Annotated in this window: 20 protein-coding genes; 5 read left to right on the forward strand and 15 right to left on the reverse strand. The window is 76.6% G+C overall.

Features of this window, described 5'->3' with window-relative positions; translation table 11 throughout:
* Window positions 1-368 precede the first annotated feature (368 nt).
* The 12 genes from ACI781_RS16105 to egtA form a co-directional block, all read right to left on the reverse strand.
* Window positions 369-1070 carry a hypothetical protein gene (locus ACI781_RS16105; protein ID WP_456567132.1) on the reverse strand — a complete coding sequence of 234 codons (702 nt, stop codon included), beginning with the start codon at window positions 1068-1070 and terminating at the stop codon, window positions 369-371.
* Window positions 1067-1987, reverse strand: a complete 921-nt coding sequence (locus tag ACI781_RS16110; RefSeq protein ID WP_456567133.1) for an ABC transporter ATP-binding protein — start codon at window positions 1985-1987, stop codon at window positions 1067-1069. The genes ACI781_RS16105 and ACI781_RS16110 overlap by 4 nt, the downstream gene beginning before the upstream one ends.
* Window positions 1984-2346: a GntR family transcriptional regulator gene (locus ACI781_RS16115; RefSeq protein ID WP_456567134.1), complete on the reverse strand. Its 363-nt coding sequence runs from the start codon at window positions 2344-2346 to the stop codon at window positions 1984-1986. The genes ACI781_RS16110 and ACI781_RS16115 overlap by 4 nt, the downstream gene beginning before the upstream one ends.
* Before the next feature lie 215 nt (window positions 2347-2561).
* Complete coding sequence (gene egtE, locus ACI781_RS16120) at window positions 2562-3692, reverse strand: ergothioneine biosynthesis PLP-dependent enzyme EgtE (protein WP_456567135.1); 1131 nt, start codon at window positions 3690-3692, stop codon at window positions 2562-2564.
* Window positions 3693-3727: 35 nt separating this feature from the next.
* Window positions 3728-4483 carry an anti-sigma factor gene (locus ACI781_RS16125; protein WP_456567136.1) on the reverse strand — a complete coding sequence of 252 codons (756 nt, stop codon included), beginning with the start codon at window positions 4481-4483 and terminating at the stop codon, window positions 3728-3730.
* Window positions 4461-5063, reverse strand: a complete 603-nt coding sequence (locus ACI781_RS16130) for an RNA polymerase sigma factor (protein WP_456567137.1) — start codon at window positions 5061-5063, stop codon at window positions 4461-4463. Before ACI781_RS16130 ends, ACI781_RS16125 begins: the two co-directional genes overlap by 23 nt.
* Window positions 5064-5134: 71 nt before the next feature.
* Window positions 5135-5815, reverse strand: a complete 681-nt coding sequence (locus tag ACI781_RS16135) for a class F sortase (RefSeq protein WP_456567138.1) — start codon at window positions 5813-5815, stop codon at window positions 5135-5137.
* A gap of 28 nt (window positions 5816-5843) precedes the next feature.
* Window positions 5844-6665, reverse strand: a complete 822-nt coding sequence (locus tag ACI781_RS16140) for a DUF4397 domain-containing protein (RefSeq protein ID WP_456567139.1) — start codon at window positions 6663-6665, stop codon at window positions 5844-5846.
* An 82-nt stretch (window positions 6666-6747) separates the two neighbouring features.
* Complete coding sequence (gene egtD / locus ACI781_RS16145) at window positions 6748-7719, reverse strand: L-histidine N(alpha)-methyltransferase (protein WP_456567140.1); 972 nt, start codon at window positions 7717-7719, stop codon at window positions 6748-6750.
* Window positions 7716-8414 carry an ergothioneine biosynthesis protein EgtC gene (egtC, locus tag ACI781_RS16150; protein WP_456567141.1) on the reverse strand — a complete coding sequence of 233 codons (699 nt, stop codon included), beginning with the start codon at window positions 8412-8414 and terminating at the stop codon, window positions 7716-7718. The genes egtD and egtC overlap by 4 nt, the downstream gene beginning before the upstream one ends.
* Window positions 8414-9712 (reverse strand): ergothioneine biosynthesis protein EgtB, encoded by a 1299-nt coding sequence (gene egtB, locus ACI781_RS16155; protein WP_456567142.1) that lies wholly within the window; start codon window positions 9710-9712, stop codon window positions 8414-8416. The genes egtC and egtB overlap by 1 nt, the downstream gene beginning before the upstream one ends.
* Window positions 9709-10950 (reverse strand): ergothioneine biosynthesis glutamate--cysteine ligase EgtA, encoded by a 1242-nt coding sequence (egtA, locus tag ACI781_RS16160; RefSeq protein WP_456567177.1) that lies wholly within the window; start codon window positions 10948-10950, stop codon window positions 9709-9711. Before egtA ends, egtB begins: the two co-directional genes overlap by 4 nt.
* A gap of 174 nt (window positions 10951-11124) precedes the next feature.
* On the opposite strand from egtA, the gene ACI781_RS16165 reads away from it, so the two are divergent.
* Window positions 11125-11574 carry a DUF309 domain-containing protein gene (locus tag ACI781_RS16165; protein ID WP_456567143.1) on the forward strand — a complete coding sequence of 150 codons (450 nt, stop codon included), beginning with the start codon at window positions 11125-11127 and terminating at the stop codon, window positions 11572-11574.
* A gap of 110 nt (window positions 11575-11684) precedes the next feature.
* Window positions 11685-12539 carry an Fpg/Nei family DNA glycosylase gene (locus tag ACI781_RS16170; protein ID WP_456567144.1) on the forward strand — a complete coding sequence of 285 codons (855 nt, stop codon included), beginning with the start codon at window positions 11685-11687 and terminating at the stop codon, window positions 12537-12539.
* Window positions 12540-12549: 10 nt separating this feature from the next.
* Here the strand turns inward: ACI781_RS16170 and ACI781_RS16175 are convergent, their stop codons facing one another.
* Complete coding sequence (locus ACI781_RS16175) at window positions 12550-13755, reverse strand: MBL fold metallo-hydrolase (RefSeq protein ID WP_456567145.1); 1206 nt, start codon at window positions 13753-13755, stop codon at window positions 12550-12552.
* A 77-nt stretch (window positions 13756-13832) separates the two neighbouring features.
* Here ACI781_RS16175 and ACI781_RS16180 point away from each other — a divergent pair, with 77 nt between their 5' ends.
* The 3 genes from ACI781_RS16180 (at window position 13833) to ACI781_RS16190 (ending at window position 16151) form a co-directional block, all read left to right on the forward strand.
* Window positions 13833-13991, forward strand: a complete 159-nt coding sequence (locus tag ACI781_RS16180) for a hypothetical protein (protein WP_456567146.1) — start codon at window positions 13833-13835, stop codon at window positions 13989-13991.
* Between the two features lie 131 nt (window positions 13992-14122).
* Window positions 14123-14515, forward strand: a complete 393-nt coding sequence (locus tag ACI781_RS16185) for a DUF485 domain-containing protein (RefSeq protein WP_456567147.1) — start codon at window positions 14123-14125, stop codon at window positions 14513-14515.
* Window positions 14508-16151, forward strand: coding sequence for a solute symporter family protein (locus ACI781_RS16190; RefSeq protein WP_456567148.1), 1644 nt, complete (start codon window positions 14508-14510; stop codon window positions 16149-16151). Before ACI781_RS16185 ends, ACI781_RS16190 begins: the two co-directional genes overlap by 8 nt.
* Window positions 16152-16226: 75 nt before the next feature.
* Here ACI781_RS16190 and ACI781_RS16195 read toward each other — a convergent pair whose 3' ends face one another.
* Both ACI781_RS16195 and ACI781_RS16200 read right to left on the reverse strand, forming a co-directional pair.
* Window positions 16227-16439: a hypothetical protein gene (locus ACI781_RS16195; RefSeq protein ID WP_456567149.1), complete on the reverse strand. Its 213-nt coding sequence runs from the start codon at window positions 16437-16439 to the stop codon at window positions 16227-16229.
* Between the two features lie 103 nt (window positions 16440-16542).
* Window positions 16543-17403, reverse strand: coding sequence for a manganese catalase family protein (locus tag ACI781_RS16200; protein WP_456567150.1), 861 nt, complete (start codon window positions 17401-17403; stop codon window positions 16543-16545).
* Window positions 17404-17517 lie beyond the last annotated feature (114 nt).

The following is a 17517-nucleotide window of genomic DNA, read 5'->3' on the forward strand; positions in this document are numbered from 1 at the left end:
ACACACAGCGGGGTTTGTAGTTCAGTGATGGGGGGGTGGTTTTTAAGGACCCCGCCCAACAACACTCCCAACACGGCCCCCCCCCCCCGGGGGGGCCCCCTTCTCGCATTCCCCCGACCCGCGCACACGACCGCGGTCCTGGACCGACGTCGTCGTGCAAGGACACGGCTCCACGATGGGCAGGCGCTCGGTCGTGCACCGGGCGGGAGTGCAGGCCTCCCCCCCACGGGGCCTGGCGGGGTGCCGGCTCCGGGCCGGCGTCGGGCGCCGGGCGGGCGGGGGTCGGTGGGCGGAGCCCGGGTGCGGTCGAGGCCCCTTCCGTCACCGTGACGGAAGGGGCCTCGACGGCGGCGGTTCGCCCTGCGCGCCTAGGGGACCGTCCGGCGGACGCCGGCCCAGCTCAGACCGGCCAGCGCCACGGCCAGGACCGCGGGGATCCCCGCCGCGACCGTGGCCACCGAGCGGTCGGCGAACCAGGAGCCGAGGTCGCCCCACGCCCCGAGCCAGGTGACCAGGACGGCCAGCCCGCCCAGCACCACGACGGTCCCGATGATCAGGCCCCACATGCCGAGCTGGCCCCAGCGCTTCATGACGACACCGACGCCGATGCCGGCGAAGGTGAACGCGAGCATCGGGCCCCCGGAGACGAGGACCTGCAGCGGGAAGGAGTCGACGTCCATCGGTCCCGGGGCCCAGAACGCCATGTCCACGCCCCAGCCGTCGGTGGCCCCCTCGATCGCGACCAGGACGGCGAGGACGATCCCGAAGTACAGCGCCTGCGCGACCGCGACGAGCGCCGTCCCCAGGTAGAAGGTGCGGCGGGACAGGCTGAGCCCCATCGCGAAGGGCAGCAGCTGGGTCACCGACTGCACGAAGACCACGAAGACCGTGATGTAGAGCGAAGCGACACCACCGGTGAAGCCGCCGTCCTCCATGGCGGTGCCGGCGTCGGTGAGCCCGAACAGCGCCAGGTTGATGACGAAGGAGAGGCCGGCGACCAACCAGGGGACGCCGAGCATGACCAGCGGGTTGACCAGGTGCAGCCGGGCGGCCGCGAGCAGGCGGTTCATCGGGGGACCTCCTCGAGGGCGGCGGGGGTGGCGGTCGGTCCGGCGGGCGTGCGGCTGGCCCGGGCGAGCTCGACGACGAGCCGCTGCAGCGGGGTCGGCTCCGCGGCCAGGCCCGCCTGGAGCGCGGCGGCCTCGTCGGCCGGGCCGGAGACCCGCACGACGGCCCGGGCGGTCCCGCCGAGCTCTTCGCGGTGCAGCACCTGGCGTCCGTGCGCGAAGGCGGCCACCGCCGCCTGCGGGCCGGTCACGGTCAGCGCGGTCGAGCGGAGGGTCTCGGCGTCGTCGTCGAGCAGGACGCGGCCGCGGTCGATGAGCACCACGCGCTCGAGGAGGTCGCTGATCTCCTCGATCAGGTGCGTGGAGAGCACGATCGTCCGCGGGTGCTCGGCGTAGTCGGCGAGCAGGCGGTCGTAGAACAGCTGTCGCGCGACGGCGTCCAGGCCGAGGTACGGCTCGTCGAAGAGGGTGAGCGGGGCGCGGGAGGCGAGGCCGATGACGATCCCGACGGCCGAGTTCATGCCGCGGGACAGCTTCTTGACGGGCCGCCTGCGCGGCAGCTCGAAGTCGTCGAGGAGCTGCTCGGCCAGGTCGGCGTCCCAGTAGGGGAACAGCCACGAGGCGGCGGTGACGGCGTCGCGCACGCGGAACTGGTCCGGGTAGCGCTGGCCCTCCTTGACGCAGCAGATGCCCGACAGCGCGGTGTCGTCCTCGAAGGGGGAGCGGCCGAACACCTCCACGCGCCCGCTGGTGGGCTGCCGGTGCCCGGTCAGCAGCTGCAGCAGCGTGGTCTTGCCGGCGCCGTTGCGGCCGAGGAGCCCCGTGATCGTGCCCTGCTCGAGGGTCGTGCTCACGCCCTCCAGGGCGGTGTGCCCGCGGAAGCGCATCGACACGTCCCGCACCGTCGCGACGGCGGTCATCGCTCGTCCTCCCAGCGGTCGATCATCGACGACAGCTCCCGGGTGGAGATGCCGATCTTGTGCGCCTCGGTCATGAGGGGGCGCAGGTACTGGTCGGCGAACTCGCTGCGGCGGCGCTTGAGCAGCTGCTCGCGGGCGCCCGTGGCGACGAACATCCCGACTCCTCGTCTCTTGTAGAGGACCCCGTCGGACACGAGCTGGTTCAGGCCCTTGGCGGCCGTGGCGGGGTTGATGCGGTGAAAGGCGGCCAGCTCGTTGGTCGAGGGGGCCTGGCTCTCCTCGGGAAGGGAGCCGTCGACGATCGCGGTCTCGATCAGCTCGGCGACCTGCCGGAAGATCGGGCCCGCGTCCTCGTTCACCGAGCCGCCCCGGCGGTCCCCCGGGCCTCGCGGTCCCTGGGTTTATTACTCATGTAATGAACCATAGAAGCAGTGGGGCGGGCAGCACAAGAGGGGACGACGGAGCGCGACGCCGGCGGGTCGCCGCGGGCGCCGCCGTCCGGGTGTCCCCGCCGGACGTGCAGCGGTGCGGTACCGCCCGGTGCGGGAGGGCGGTCCCGCCCGGACGGGAGAGGTCAGAGGGCGGCGGCGAGGGCCTCGAGGTCGTCGAGGGTGGCGTCCACGTGGGGGGAGACCCGCAGCACCGGGCCGGTCATCTCGCCGGGCGCGCGCTCGACGCCGATCGCGGTGGTGACGATGCCCTGCTCGGTGAGCAGCCGGGCGCGGGTCGCGACGACGTCGACGCCGTCCGGCGGGGCGAGCGTGGTCGTCGCGGTCGGCTCGGCGGCCGGCTCGACCACCCGCCAGCCGGCCGCGCCGTCGAGCAGGGCCCGCCCGGCCCGGCCCAGGGCGGCCAGCCGCTCGCGCACCCGCTCGGGACCCGCGGCCAGGTGCTCGCCCACCGCCAGCACCAGCCCGACCCGGCCGGCCACGTGCGCCTCGCCGGACTCGAAGGCGCGCATCGGCGGGAGGTCCGCGGCGGCCGCCAGCACGGGGGTCAGCCGGGCCGCGAGCGCCGGCCGCACGCACAGGAACCCGACGCCGCGCGGGCCGGCCAGCCACTTGCGCGAGGTGCCGTAGACGGCGTCGGCGGGCAGGTCGACGTCGACGTGGCCGAGGGACTGGGCGGCGTCCAGCACGAACGGGACGCCGGCCGCGCGGCACAGCTCCCCGATCTCCCGGGCCGGCTGGACGACGCCGCGGTGGCTGGGCACGTGGGTGAGGTGCACCGCGGCCGGCGGGTCGGCGGCCAGCAGTCGCTCGATCTCCTCGTGCACGGCCCGCCCGTCGCCGTCCACCGGCAGGGGCACCGGCAGCAGGCCCGCGGCCCGCAGCATCGCGGTGTTGGGGGCGTACTCGCCGGGCAGGACCGCCACCCGGCTCCCGGCGGGCAGCCGCCAGCCGGCCAGCAGCGTGGCCAGCGCGCTCTGCGCCGACTCGACGAACGCCAGGTCCGCCGCCGCCATCCCGACCAGGCCGGCGAGCACCGAGCGACCCTGCTGCAGGAGGTCCTGCGCCGCGGCCTCGGCGACGTAGCCGCCGAGCTCCGCCTCGTGCCGGGCGTGGTGGGCGGCGGCCTCCAGCACCCGGTTGCTCTGCCGGCTGCACGCGGCGGAGTCCAGGTGCCGGCCCGCGGGGCGGGGCCGGGCCGCACGCCAACCGGCGCCGAGGTCGTCGTGGGGCAGGCCGTCGGCGGTGGAGCGCACGCCGTCACGCTAGGCGACGTCCCCCGCGGCCCCGGTCAGACCTCCAGCTGCCCCCGGGCGATGGAGACCCCCGAGTGCGTCGGGTCGCCGTCCAGCGGCTCGATGGAGACGTCGACGATCGGGAACTCCCCGACGTCCAGGTCGGCCGGCAGCTCCAGCTCCTCGGTCCCGGCGCTCACGACCCCGACCGGCACCATGCCCTGCACCTCGGTGTCGATCAGCCACACCTCGAGGTACCCCTGCTGCGGGGTGTCGGCGTCCAGCTGCAGGCGCAGCACCCGCGAGCCGTCGGGGCGCTCGACGACCTCGGCCTGACCGGAGGCGTCGTTCTCCCCGAGCGGGTCCAGCTGCGCGGCGGCCAGCGCGACGACCGCCTCGTCGTCGTCGCGGTCGCCGAGCGCCACCGCGCCGGCGCCGACGGCCGCGCCCACCACCAGCGCAGCCGCGGCCGCGAGCAGCAGGCGTGACCGGCGCGGCCGCAGCGGCACGACGGCGGCGGCCGGCTCGGGTCCCGGCTCGGGTGCCGGCTCGGGCGCCGCCGCCGGCCCGGCGGCCGGGACGGGGACGCCGGTCCCGGTGGCCGCCTGGACAGCCGCCCACACGTGCGCGGGCGGGGCGACGGCGGGGCCGGCGGCGAACGCCGGGACGGCCAGCGCCTCGACGCCGCGACGCAGGCCCGCCACCTCGTCGGCGCAGACGGGACAGCGGCCCAGGTGCTCGGCGTCCGCGGGCGCGAGGGGCTCGCCGAGCGCGGCGAGCGCCAGGTCCTCAGGCGTGCAGTGCTGCGGCACCGTCCACCTCCAACCGGCTGCGCAGGCGCTCCAGCGTGCGCCTGATGTGGCTCTTGACCGTGCCCAGCGGCAACCCGGTGCGGGTGGCGATCTGGGCGTGCGTGAGGTCCTCGAAGAAGGCCAGCTCGATGATCCCCCGCTGCGGCTGGTCGATGCGGTCGAGCTCGTCGAGCAGCAGCACGCGGTCGGCGACCGCGGTGTCCAGCGGCCGCGCGGCGGGCGCGGGGCGGGTCTCCGCCTCGGCCGCGGCGGCCTCGGCGAGGCGGCGCTGCCGGTCCCGCTTGGCCCAGGTGTCGGCGATCTTGTGCCGGCACACGCCGACCAGCCACGCCGGCAGCGGGCCGGACTCGGGGCGGTACCCGGCGCGGCCGGTCCAGGCCGACACGAAGACCTGCTGGGTCACGTCCTCGGCGTCCGGGCCCGGGCCGAAGGCGCGCACCGCCATGCCGTGCACCTGCCCCGACCACCGCTGGTAGGCCAGGGCGAGGGCCTGCTCGTCGCCCGCGGCGAAGCGGCGGCCGACCTCGGCGTCGTCCGGCTCGGGGAGGGCCCCCGGCATCGGTACGACGTCGTCGGCCACGAGCGTGAGCCTAGTGGCCCGCCGCCCGCGTGTCGGTCGAGGTGCGGCCGCGGACCGGTCCAGGACGCCCGTCACGGCAGCTCCTCCGGTTCGGCCACCACGACCACGTTGTCGCGGTAGCTGCGGTACTCCGGCAGGAACGGGCCGCCGCAGGTGACCAGCACCAGCCGGGGCGCGCCCTCGCGCGCGAACAGCCGGTCGAGCGGCAGCTCCTGCTTGGTGACCAGCTCGCGGCCGACGACCCGCCAGCGCGTGGTCGCCCCGGTGGCGTCGGTGACCAGCACCTCGTCCCCCGGCTCGGCGTCCCGCAGCCGGCCGAGGGCGCCCAGGCCCTGCTCGGCGTCGTCCACGTGGCCGGCGAGGACCGCCGACCCGGGCCCGCCGGGCGCCGGGCCGAAGCGGTACCAGCCGACCCGGGAGACGTCGGCGGGCAGCTCCATCTGGCCGTCGGTGGCGACGCCGACCGGGTCCAGCGGCGCGTCCACGCCGAGCGCCGGGACGGCGAGCCGCACCGGAGCCGGCGCGGCGGGGGCGGCGGCCGGGGACGCGTCCCGGGCGACCGCCTCCGGGAGGGAGCCGGGGACCGCCGGCGCCGCCTGCGGGGGACGGGGCGACGCCGGCGGCGCGGACGCGGGGAGGACCTGCTCGACCGGCGCACCCGCCGCCGCGGGCTCCTGGGTCAGCTGCCAGGCGGTCGGCACGCCGATCGCCAGCGCCAGCCCGAGGACCGCTCCGGCGGCGGCGGGGCGCACGGTCGTTCCCTCTCCGGTCCGGGTCCCGTCAGGCCCGGGAGCCCGCGAGCCGGCGGGCCGACAGCCCGGCGACCACGAGGCCGGCCACCGACAGGGCGGCGAGCGGGGCGGGGAAGCCGTCGTCGTCGGCCAGGCCCGCGCTGCCGCCGGGGACGCCGGACGGCGCGGAGTGCGACCCGGAGATCGTCTGGACGGCGAGCTGGTACCCGGCCTCCTGCGAGCCCCACGCGTACACGATGGTCGAGGCGCCCTCGGGCAGCGTCAGGTCGGCCGGGCCGATGGCGACGGTGTCGGTCCCGGCGAGGACGACGTCGGCGCTGACGGTGCCCGCCGGGACCTCGAGGGTGGCCTCGTTCGGGTTGGTCAGCCCCGGCGCGACGACCTGACCGCCGGCCCGCACGTCGACGGCCGGCGCGGCGGCGGTGTGCCGCACGGTGACCCGCGCCTGGCCGGCCGGGACGGCGGACGCGTCGTTGACGAAGGGCGTGAGCGCCGGGGAGCCGTTCGCGTCGAGGTGGGCGACGACGGTGGCGTTCGCACCGGCCGGCACGGACACGCCGTCCGCCGACAGCAGCGGGGTGCCCGAGCCGTCGGGGGCGTCGGCCGGGAACAGCGCGAGGTCGTAGGAGCCCGCCGGCAGCTGCAGCGGGTCGGTCAGCGTGCCGGGCTGGAAGTCGTCGATCAGCCGCTCGCCGTTGGCGTAGACGTCGACGGGCGTGTTCGGCACCGCGTGCAGCACCGAGACGGTGGCGGTGTCCGCCGCCGCGGCGGGGGAGGCGCCGACGACGAGCGCGACGCCGACGGCGCCGGCGGCACCGAGGGCGAGGCCGGTGGAGCGGGTCCGGGTCATGGGACGGGTCCTTCCGGGAGGGGTGACTGCGTTGTCACCGCCTCTTCCGGACACCCGTCCGTCCCGGATGCACCGGGGTGCTTCAGCAGTCCCGGACGCTCAGCGAGACGCCGAAGTCGCCGTCGGGGTCGGTCCACCAGTGCGTGAGCCGCAGCCCCGCGGCGGCGAGCTCGGCGGCGACCCGCTCGGGCCGGAACTTCGCCGACACCTCCGTGCGCATCTCCTCCCCGGCGGCGAACGCGACCTGCAGGTCCAGCGCCGGCACGGCCACGACCTGGTCGATCGTCGAGCGCAGCCGCATCTCGATCCACTCCTGCGCCGCGTCCCACACCGCGACGTGCTCGAACGTGTCCGGGTCGAAGCCGGCGCCCAGCTCTCGGTTCAGCACGCGCAGCACGTTGCGGTTGAACTCCGCGGTCACGCCGGCGGCGTCGTCGTAGGCGGGCACCAGCCGGGCCGGCGCCTTGACCAGGTCGGTGCCCAGCAGGAACGCCTCGCCGGGGGCCAGCCCGGCGGCCAGCTCCCGCAGGAACGCCGCGCGCGGCCCCGGCTCGAGGTTGCCGATGGTCGAGCCGAGGAACGCCACCAGCCGGCGGCCGTCGCGCGGGAGCCGGGAGAGGTGCTCGGTGAAGTCGCCGACGACCGCGTCGACGACGACGCCCGGGTACTCCGCCGTGATCGCCGCCCCGGCCGCCTCCAGCACGGTCGGGTCGACGTCGAAGGGCACGAACCGGCGCAGCGTGCCGGCGTCGCGCAGCGCCGACAGCAGCAGCCGGGTCTTGTCCGACGTCCCGCTGCCCAGCTCGACCAGCACCTCGGCGCCGGTGGCCGCGGCGATCTCCGCGGCGCGGGCGTCGAGCACCGCCCGCTCGGCGCGGGTCGGGTAGTACTCCGGCAGCCGGGTGATCTCGTCGAACAGCTCGCTGCCGCGCTCGTCGTAGAACCACCGCGGCGGCAGCGACCTCGGCGTCGCCGTCAGCCCGGCCAGCGCGTCGGCGCGCAGGGCGGCGCGGGCGGCGTCGGGGGCGAGGTGGCTGGTCAGCGAGACGGTCATGCGGCTCCGATCGGGGTGAGGGTGAGGCCGTCGGGGGTGACCTCGACGAGGGTGCGGTCCGGGACGTCGCGCCAGGCCGGGTCGTCGTCCCACGGCTCGCTGGCCAGCGCGGTGCCCTCGTCGGTGACCAGCACCGAGAGGGTGTCGCCCCAGGTGGTCGCGAGCAGCCGGGCGCCGTCGGCGGCGAGCAGGTTGAGCCGGGCGGCCGGGTCGGCCGCGCCGAGCTCGGCCACGGTGGCGGCCAGCGCGTCCAGCCCGCGGGCGAACACCAGCGCGGCCAGCAGCGCGCTGTCCACGGTCGACTCGGCGTCGCGCGCCGGCGGCAGCACCGCGCGGTCGACCCGGCCGTTGTGCGACAGCAGCGCGCGCCCGTCGGTGAACGGGGCGGCGGCGCTCTCCTCCAGCGGCATGCCGACCGTCGCCGAGCGGATGGCGGCCACGACGCAGCCCGACCGCAGCACCGGCGCGACCGAGGCGAAGGACGGGTCGCCCCACAGCGGCCGGGCCGACCGCCAGCGGGCCGGGCCGGGGCCCTGCTCGAGCGGGTAGAAGCCGACGCCCCAGCCGTCGGCGTTCACGGTGCCGTGGCGCTGCCGCCGGGGCGCGTAGGACTGCACGAGCAGGGACGACGGCGGCTCCAGCACCAGGGAGGCCAGGCTGCGCGGACGGCCGAGCCAGCCGAGGTGACGGCACATCAGGCGTCCGCGCCGTCGACGGACCAGGCCAGCCGGATGCCGCTGAACACCTGCCGGCGGATCGGGTGGTCCCAGTTGCGGAAGCTCGGCCGCAGGATCGAGGCGCCCACGGCCCACGAGCCGCCGCGCAGCACCTGGTGGTCGCCGCCGAAGAAGGGCGCGGAGTAGTCGGCGTAGAGCATCGGCCGGAACCCGGGCCAGGGGGTGAACCCCGACGACGTCCACTCCCAGACGTCGCCCAGCAACTGCTCGACGCCGTACGCCGACGCCCCGGCCGGGTAGGCGCCGACCGGGGCCGGCCGCAGCGCGGCGCCGTCCAGGTTGGCCAGGCCCGGGGACGGTGCGGCGTCCCCCCACGGGTAGCGGCGCCGGCGGCGCAGCGCCGGGTCCCACGCCGCCGCCTTCTCCCACTCGACCTCGGTGGGCAGCCGCGCGCCGGCCCAGCGGGCGTAGGCCTCGGCCTCGAACCAGGTGACGTGCTGGACCGGTTCGTCCGGCGGCAGCTCCTCCACGACGCCGAAGCGGGTGCGCGTGCCGTCGGGCCCCCAGTACATCGGCGCGGTGAGCCCGGCATCGTCGCGGTGCGCGCGGCCGCGCGGGGACCACCAGCGGTCGTCGCGGTAGCCGCCGTCGGCCACGAACGCCGCGTACTCGGCGTTGGTCACCGGCACCCGGCCGATGCGGAAGGCTGGCACGTCGACGGCGTGCGCCGGCCGCTCGTTGTCCAGGCTGAACGGCTCGTCGGTGCCGTCGACGCCGAGCACGAACTCCCCGCCCGGGACGAGCACCGAGGTGCCGGCGACGCCCGGCCGCCCCGGGGGCAGTGGCGTGCCCGGGCCCAGCAGCGGCGGGCCGGCGCGCAGGGCGAGCGCCTGCAGCATCGTCTCGTCGTGCTGCTGCTCGTGGCTGACGACCATCGCGAAGTCGAACGGGTCCCCGTCGTCGTCGCGACCGAGCCGGTCCAGGCGGTCCAGCACCCTGCCCCGCACCTCCCCGCAGAAGGCGCGGGCCTCCACCGGCGGCAGCAGCGGCAGCCGGGCGCGGACGGCGCGCGGCTGGCGGAACGCGTCGTAGAGGGCCTCGACCGCGGGCGGGAGCAGCCCGGCCCGGCCCGCGTCGCCGCCGCGCAGCAGCCACAGGTCCTCCTGCTGCCCGATGTGCGCGAGGTCCCAGACCAGCGGCGACAGCAGCGGCGTGTGCTGGCGCAGCAGCTCCGGCTCGTCGTGGTCGGTGAGCAGCAGGGTGCGCGCGCGGGCGGTGGCCAGCTGTGCGGCGAGCAGGTCGCGGGCGTCGGTCACCGGTCCTCCTCCGTCGGGGCGAGCAGGGCGGCGGCCGGCCCGCCGGAGCGGAGGGCCGCCAGCAGCGCCGTCCCCGGGTCGGCGCCGCGGTCGACCAGCTCGGCGAGCGCCTCCACCTCTGGGCGGAGGGCGGCCGGGACGGCGTCCAGGGCCGCGGCCAGGCAGCCGCGGGCGGCGGTGCGCAGCGCGGGGTCGCCCAACCCGAGCCGGGCGGCGCGGCCCCACGCGCCTGCGGTCGGCTCGGCCGCGGCCGCCGCGCGGTCGGCGGCGACCGGGTCGTCGAGCAGCGCGGTGGTCACCGCGGCCAGCGCCGGCCACCACGGCTCCGGGGCGGCGTCGAGGTAGCGGATCTCCAGCCAGCCGCGCGGGCGGACCGGCGGGAACAGCGTGGTCAGGTGGTAGCCGAGGTCGTCGGCGGTGGGCCGGCGGCCGCCGAGCAGCACCTCGCCGCTCACCCAGTCCGAGAACGCCACGCGGCCGCGCACCGGCCGGGCGCCGTCCTCCTCGCGGACCAGCATCACCGGCGCGGCCAGCGCGTAGGCCGCCCACTCGCCGGCCGGGTCGTCGCCGCGCAGCACCGGGCCGCAGCGGGCCTGGTCGACGTCGCCCCACACCCGCTGCCGGGTGGAGCGCCAGCCGGTCGGGCGGCCGCCGGCCAGCGGCGAGCAGGCGGAGACGGCGACGAGCACCGGCCCCAGCCGGTGGGCGCGCGCCACCCGCTCGCCCCACCCCGCGGCGGGCCCGGCCTCCACGTTCACCTGCAGGGACGCCGTCGCGGTCATCATCGCCGTCCCGGCGCCGGCACAGCCCACGGCGGCGAAGTGCTGCTCCATCGCGGCGTACCGGGGAGCCGGGTTGACCCGCTGGGGCGGGCGCAGCGGGTCCGCGCCGACGGGGACGACCGCCAGCCGGTCGGCCGCCAGGGCCGCGGCGAGGACGGCGCGGTCGGCCCGCAGCGCGGCCACCGCGGCCGCGGCGCCGGGCAGCGGCGGCCCGGACAGCTCGACCTGCCCGCCCGGCTCGCAGGTCACCCGGCTGCCGCCGGGCAGCGGCGGGACGGCGGCCAGCGCGCCGCACACCCGGCCCCAGGGCACCCGGGCGGCGGGCCGGTCGAGGTCGACCAGGTGGCCCTCCAGCTCCAGGCCGACGGCGCCGACCGGCCCGTCGCGCAGGGCGGCGCCGGCCACGGCGGCGAACGCGGTGTCGAGGTCGAGCGCAGCGCTGCGCCGGTGGGTCATGGGGGCCACGGGCCCCACCCCCTCCAGGTCCGGACCGGTCGCCGGGGCGACCGCGGGTCGGTGCGGGGGCGGCCCGTCGTGCCGGCCGTCCTCGTCCCCATCGTGCACCCGGCCACCGACAGGGACGACCCCCGTTGCCGACCGGACCCCAGGTGTTCGCGAGACGATGGCCTCGTGGATCCCGACGGCCGCAGCCCGCGTCCCCGCGACGCGCTGGGCCGGCCCCTGCCGCGCGGGGCCCAGGGGGTCGAGCGGATGCCCGAGGGCGTGCCGCGCTCGCCGGCCGAGGCCCTCGCCGAGGCGCAGCGGCTGCTGGACGACGGGCTGCCCTTCCACGCCCACGAGGTGCTCGAGGACGCCTGGAAGGCCACGGCCGGGCCGGAGCGGGAGCTGTGGCGGGGGCTGGCGCAGCTCGCCGTCGGCGTGACGCACGCCGCGCGCGGCAACCCCCGCGGCGCGGCGACGCTGCTGGAGCGGGCGGCGCGGAACCTGGACCCGTTCGCGGCCGCGCCCCCGCACGGCGTCGACGTCGCCGGCCTGGTCGCCTGGGCGCGCGCCGCGGACCCGGCCGGCCCGCTGGCCCCGCCCCGGCTGCGCACCACCGCACCCGGCCCGGCCGGCTGACCACCGCCGGGCCGCCGGGGCCGTGCGCATCGGCCACCCGATCGGTGGGATCCGGCCTCGGCAGCCGCGCGGACCGGCCGCGCACGGCGTCCGGCGGGGATCATGGCCGGGTGCCCGAGTTGCCCGAGGTGGAGGCGCTGGCGGCGTTCCTGCGGGAGAACGCCGTCGGCCGTGTGCTGACCCGCGCCGACCTGGCCTCGGTCCAGGCGATCAAGACGTTCGACCCGCCGCTGTCGGCGCTGGCCGGGCTCGAGGTCACCGGCGCCGCGCGGCACGGCAAGTTCCTCGACCTCGACGTCTCCGGCCTGCACCTCGTCGTCCACCTGGCGCGGGCCGGCTGGCTGCACTGGCGGGAGAACCTGCCCGCGCTGCCGCCGAAGCCGGGCAAGGGGCCGCTGGCGCTGCGGGTCCACCTGGAGGACGGCAACGGCTTCGACCTCACCGAGCAGGGGACGCGCAAGGGCCTGGCGGTGTACGTCGTCCGCTCGCCGGCCGAGGTGCCGGGCATCGACCGGCTCGGACCCGACGCGATGGCGGTGGACCGGGAGCAGTTCGCCGCCCTGCTCGCCGGCCGCAACGGCCAGCTCAAGGGCGCGCTCACCGACCAGACGCTGATCGCCGGGATCGGCAACGCCTACTCCGACGAGATCCTGCACGCCGCCCGGCTGTCGCCGTTCAAGACGGCCGGCAAGCTCACCGACGACGAGGTGATCCGGCTCTACGACGCGATGCGGGCCGAGCTCACCGACGCGCTGGACCGCCAGCTCGGCCAGCGCGCGGCGACGATGAAGGGCGAGAAGCGCTCCGGCCTGCAGGTGCACGCCCGCACCGGCCTGCCGTGCCCGGTCTGCGGCGACACCGTGCGCGAGGTCAGCTTCGCCGACACCTCGCTGCAGTACTGCCCGACCTGCCAGACCGGCGGCAAGCCGCTGGCCGACCGCCGGATGTCCAGGCTCCTGCGCTGACCCGGGCGGGTCAGCGGGGTTCGCGGCGCGCGCTCAGCCAGGCGCCCGCCCGGGCGACCGTCCCGGTCGTCGCGCCCGCGTCGCCGCCGTCGCCGGGCTCGTCGGCCCGCGAGCCGACCGCCGTCCACCAGTCCGCGGCCGGCGCCGGGGCGAGCGCGTCCACCCGCTCGCCGGGCCGGGGCACCGCCACCCGCACGTCCGAGCGCTCGGCGGCCGCGCACAGCCGCTGCACCGGCTCGGCCCACCGGTGGAAGCCGAGGTTGAACGTCGCCCAGTGCACCGGCACCAGCAGCCCCCCGCCGAGGTCGCCGTGCGCCCGCACCGCCTCCTCGGGGGTCATGTGGATGGCGCGCCAGGCGTCGTTGTAGGCGCCGATCGGCAGCAGCGTCAGGTCGAACGGACCCAGCCGGGCGCCGATCCCGGCGAAGGCGGGGGTGTAGCCGGTGTCGCCGCCGAAGAACACCCGGCGCCGCTGCCCGGCGACCACCCACGAGGACCACAGGGTGGTGTCCCGGGTGAGGAAGCGCCCGGAGAAGTGCCGGGCCTCGGTGCAGACCAGGGTCAGTCGGGCGACCCGGGCCTCGCCGTTCCAGTCCAGCTCGACGACGCGGTCCTCCGGCACGCCCCACCGGCGCAGGTGGGCGCCGATGCCCAGCGGGACGACGAACGGCGCACGCTGGTGCCGCAGCAGCTCGCGGACCGTCGGCAGGTCCAGGTGGTCGTAGTGGTCGTGGCTGATCAGGACGGCGTCCACCTGCGGGAGGTCGGCCAGCGGGACCGGTGCGGGGTGCAGCCGCTCGGGCCCGACCAGCGGGGACGGCGACACCCGCCGTCCCCACACCGGGTCCACGAGCACCCGGTGCCCGTCGACCTCCAGCAGCGCACTGGAGTGGCCGAACCAGGTGACGGCGAGCTCGGCGGCCGCGGCCGGCGGCGGCGAGGAGGCCAGCGGCACGGGCCGGGCCGGGACGCCCTTGAGGCGGTCGCGGCGCACCTGGCGCAGCAGCATGCGCCGCTCCTCGGGGCCCGGCACCGACGTGGTGGGCAGCGTGTTCCGGAACCGCCCCTCGGTGAACTGCGGCGAACCGGCGACGTGCGGTCGCAGCGCCCGGCGGCTCGCCCCCAGCGCGGTCGGCAGGCCCCAGGCGGCGCGGGCCAGCCAGGCGACCGGGGCGGCGATCAGGGCGGCGGCGGCCAGGCGGCGGGGTGCGGGCACGCCTCAGAGCATCCCAGCCGGGCGAGGCCCGTGCCGCCGTGCTGGCCGGGGTCGGCGCCCGGAGCCATGCTGGTCCCGTGCGCGAGGAGCGGGACGAGCGGCCGGCCCGGACCGGGACGCCGGGCGGGGACCCCGTGTGCTGGCTCGACCGCGTCTGCCCCGCGTGCGGGCGGCTGGCGGAGGGCGAGCCGCGGCCGCAGCGCTGCCCGGAGTGCGGCGAGCCCCTGCCCGACTGAGCCGCCGCTCGCGGCCCGGTCCCCGCGGCGGGACGACCTGGGACGACACGGTTTCGTCTCAGCGGGTGCCGGGCGACGGGACGCTCCCTACAGTGACGTCGATCACACCTCGTCCCCGTCGGAGGCGCACCGTGACAGATCCCGTCGAGCGCAGGCTGCTCACCCCCGACGAGTACCGGCAGGCGCAGGACTCCCCGGAGTTCACCGAGCTGCGCCACCGGTTCCGCCGCTTCGCCTTCCCGATGACGGTGGCCTTCTTCTCCTGGTACCTGCTCTACGTCCTGCTCTCCACCTACGCCGACGACCTGATGGCGCGGACGGTGTTCGGCAACGTCAACCTCGGCATCCTGCTGGGCCTCGCCCAGTTCGCGACGACGTTCCTCATCACCGAGCTCTACGTGCGCCACGCCGACCGCAACACCGACCCGATCGCCGACGAGATGCGCGAGCGGCTGGAGCACCACGAGTACGCGCGCGAGACACCCCGCGCCGGGGACGGCACCCGGGGGGCCACCCGTGACTGACGTCCTGCTCGCGGCCGACGCCACCATCGGCGAACCGGCCGTCAACATCACGATCTTCGGCGTCTTCGTGCTGATCACCCTGGTCATCACGTTCCGCGCCAGCCGCAACAACCGGACCGCGGCCGACTACTACGCCGCCGGGCGCAGCATCAGCGGCCAGCAGAACGGCCTGGCGATCGCCGGGGACTACCTGTCGGCGGCGTCCTTCCTCGGCATCGCGGGCGCCATCGCGCTGTTCGGCTACGACGGGTTCCTCTACTCGATCGGCTTCCTCGTCGCCTGGCTCGTGGCGCTCCTGCTGGTCGCCGAGCTGCTGCGCAACACCGCGCGGTTCACCATGGCCGACGTCCTGGCGTTCCGGATGCGGCAGCGGCCGGTGCGGATGGCCGCGGCGATCTCCACCCTCGCCGTCTGCCTCTTCTACCTGGTGGCGCAGATGAGCGGCGCCGGCGGACTGGTCACGCTCCTGCTCGGGGTGACCGGCGAGGCCGCGCAGGCGCTGGTCGTCGTCCTCGTCGGCGCGCTGATGATCATCTACGTGCTGGTCGGCGGCATGCGCGGCACCACCTACGTGCAGATCATCAAGGCGTCGCTGCTCATCGCCGGCGCGCTGGTGATGACGCTGTGGGTGCTGGCCGAGTTCGGCTTCAGCTTCTCCGCGCTGCTCGGCGAGGCCGCCGACGTCGCCGCCGAGGCGCCGACCGCCCGCGACGTCCTCGCCCCCGGCGCCCAGTACGGCGCGACGGCGACCTCGCAGCTGGACTTCGTGTCCCTGGGCCTCGCGCTGGTCCTGGGGACGGCGGGCCTGCCGCACGTGCTCATGCGCTTCTACACGGTCCCGACGTCCAAGGACGCCCGCCGCTCGGTCCAGTGGGCCATCTGGCTGATCGGCATCTTCTACCTGTTCAGCCTGGTCATCGGCTACGGCGCCGGCGCGCTCGTCGGGCCGGAGGAGATCGCCGCCGCCCCGGGCGGGCAGAACTCCGCGGCGCCGCTGCTGGCCTTCGAGCTGGGCGGGACGGTGCTGCTGGGCATCATCGCCGGCGTCGCCTTCGCCACGATCCTCGCGGTCGTCGCCGGCCTGACCATCACGGCGTCGGCGTCGTTCGCCCACGACGTGTACGCGTCGGTGGTCAAGCGGGGCCAGGTGACCCCGAACGGCGAGGTGCGCGTCGCCCGCATCACGGCCGTCGTCATCGGCGCCGTCGCGATCGGGATCGGCATCCTGGCGCTGCAGGCCGGGCTGAACATCGCCTTCCTGGTCGCGCTGGCCTTCGCTGTCGCCGCGTCGGCGAACCTGCCGACGATCCTGTACTCGCTGTTCTGGAAGCGGTTCACCACCCAGGGCGCGCTGTGGTCGATCTACGGCGGGCTCGTGGTGTGCGTCGGGCTGATCGTGTTCTCCCCGGTCGTCTCGGGGCGGGGCTCGGACACCCCGAAGCCGTCGCTGTTCCCCGACGCGGACTTCGCCTGGTTCCCGCTGGAGAACCCGGGGATCGTCTCCATCCCGCTGTCGTTCCTCCTCGGCTGGCTGGGGACCGTGCTGTCCAAGGAGCGGCCCGACGCCGACAAGTACGCGGAGCTGGAGGTGCGGTCGCTGACCGGGATCGGGGCGGAGAAGGCCGTCGAGCACTGAAGAAGGACCACCCTTCCCCCCACGCCTCGCAGGCTCGGCGCGGGCCCCTGAAGGGTGGCCGTTCCAGCGCGGCGTCTAGGTGACTGCCGCTGGGGCTGGGGCTGGGGCCGGGGCCGGGACGGCGGCGGCGCGGGCGGTGGCCCGGCGGTGGCGCAGGAACCAGCGGGCGGTCAGCCCGCCGAGGACCAGCAGCCCCGCGACGGCGTGCCGGCCGGGGTCGGCCAGCGCGACCGCCACAGCGGCGGCGTAGAGCAGCGACAGGAGCAGGGCGGGCAGGGGACGGAGCACGGCTGGACCTCCGGGGTGGGCGTCCCGCCGGCCGGCGGCCGGTCGCGGTCGGACCGGCCGCCGGCGCGGCGACGGCGCGGGGAGTCGCTGAGGGGTCAGGCGCTCAGGTGAGCATGTCCTTGGCCTTCTGCAGCAGGCTCTGGCCCGGCTGCTGCGGGGTCCCGAACAGCCGCGGGTCACCCGGGGGCAGGACCGGCGCGTCCGCGGTGGCCTCCATCGGGCGGGCGGCGAACTCGGCGCGGCCGTCGATCGAGGGGCCCGATGCCCACCGGCCCGCCGCCGCCTCCGGGCCGTCGGAGGCGTCGACGAACGTGTAGCCCAGGTCACCGACCTCCTCCCCGATCGGGAAGGCCTCCGGCACCGGGATCCCCTCCAGGCCGTCCTCCTTGAGCTGCTCGATCGCGGCCAGCCACTGCTGCTGGTGGGCGTGGTCGCGGGTGATGAGGAACCGGAGCAGGTCCTTCACCCCGGGGTCGTCGGTCATGTTGTAGAGCCGGGCCACCTGCAGCCGCCCCTGCATCTCGGCGGTGGCGTTGTAGTGGAAGTCGGCCATGAGGTTGCCGCTGGCGGTCACGTAGCCGCCGCTCCAGGGCAGGCCCATGCTGTCCCGGAGGTAGGCGCCGCCGCCGTTGACGATCGCGTGCTGCGGATTGGTCTGCCCGTAGCCGGCTGCGGCCTCCTTGGTGCGGTCCGCGGCCTCCGGCTTGAGCGGCTGGTGGTCCAGCAGCCGGTCGATCATCGTCACGATCATCTCGACGTGGGCGAGCTCCTCGGTGCCGATCGCCAGGAGCATGTCCTTGTACTTGCCGGGCAGGCGGCAGTTCCAGCCCTGCAGCAGGTACTGCGTGGCCACCGTCATCTCGCCCCACTGGCCGCCGAGGATCTCCTGCATCCGCCGGGCGAAGGTGGCGTCGGGGCCGTCGGGCTTGGCCTCGTACTGCAGGGCGTGGGTGTGCGTGAACATCGGGTCTCCCTCACGTCGGCGCGGCCACCGCCCGTGCGGTGGCACCGGGGGGATGCCCCCGCCCCGTGGCCCCCCGGTGCCGTCCGCTGGCCCCCGGAGGCCAACCTCCGCCGG

The sequence above is a fragment of the Blastococcus sp. SYSU D00695 genome, from assembly GCF_054050555.1.

What these genes read in the sequence shown, in the direction of transcription:
- ACI781_RS16105 (WP_456567132.1), bottom strand. Translation starts at nt 1,070, where the DNA reads ATGAACCGCCTGCTCGCGGCCGCCCGGCTGCACCTGGTCAACCCGCTG.
- ACI781_RS16110 (WP_456567133.1), bottom strand. Translation starts at nt 1,987, where the DNA reads ATGACCGCCGTCGCGACGGTGCGGGACGTGTCGATGCGCTTCCGCGGG.
- ACI781_RS16140 (WP_456567139.1), bottom strand. Translation starts at nt 6,665, where the DNA reads ATGACCCGGACCCGCTCCACCGGCCTCGCCCTCGGTGCCGCCGGCGCC.
- egtD (WP_456567140.1), bottom strand. Translation starts at nt 7,719, where the DNA reads ATGACCGTCTCGCTGACCAGCCACCTCGCCCCCGACGCCGCCCGCGCC.
- egtC (WP_456567141.1), bottom strand. Translation starts at nt 8,414, where the DNA reads ATGTGCCGTCACCTCGGCTGGCTCGGCCGTCCGCGCAGCCTGGCCTCC.
- egtA (WP_456567177.1), bottom strand. Translation starts at nt 10,950, where the DNA reads ATGACCCACCGGCGCAGCGCTGCGCTCGACCTCGACACCGCGTTCGCC.
- ACI781_RS16200 (WP_456567150.1), bottom strand. Translation starts at nt 17,403, where the DNA reads ATGTTCACGCACACCCACGCCCTGCAGTACGAGGCCAAGCCCGACGGC.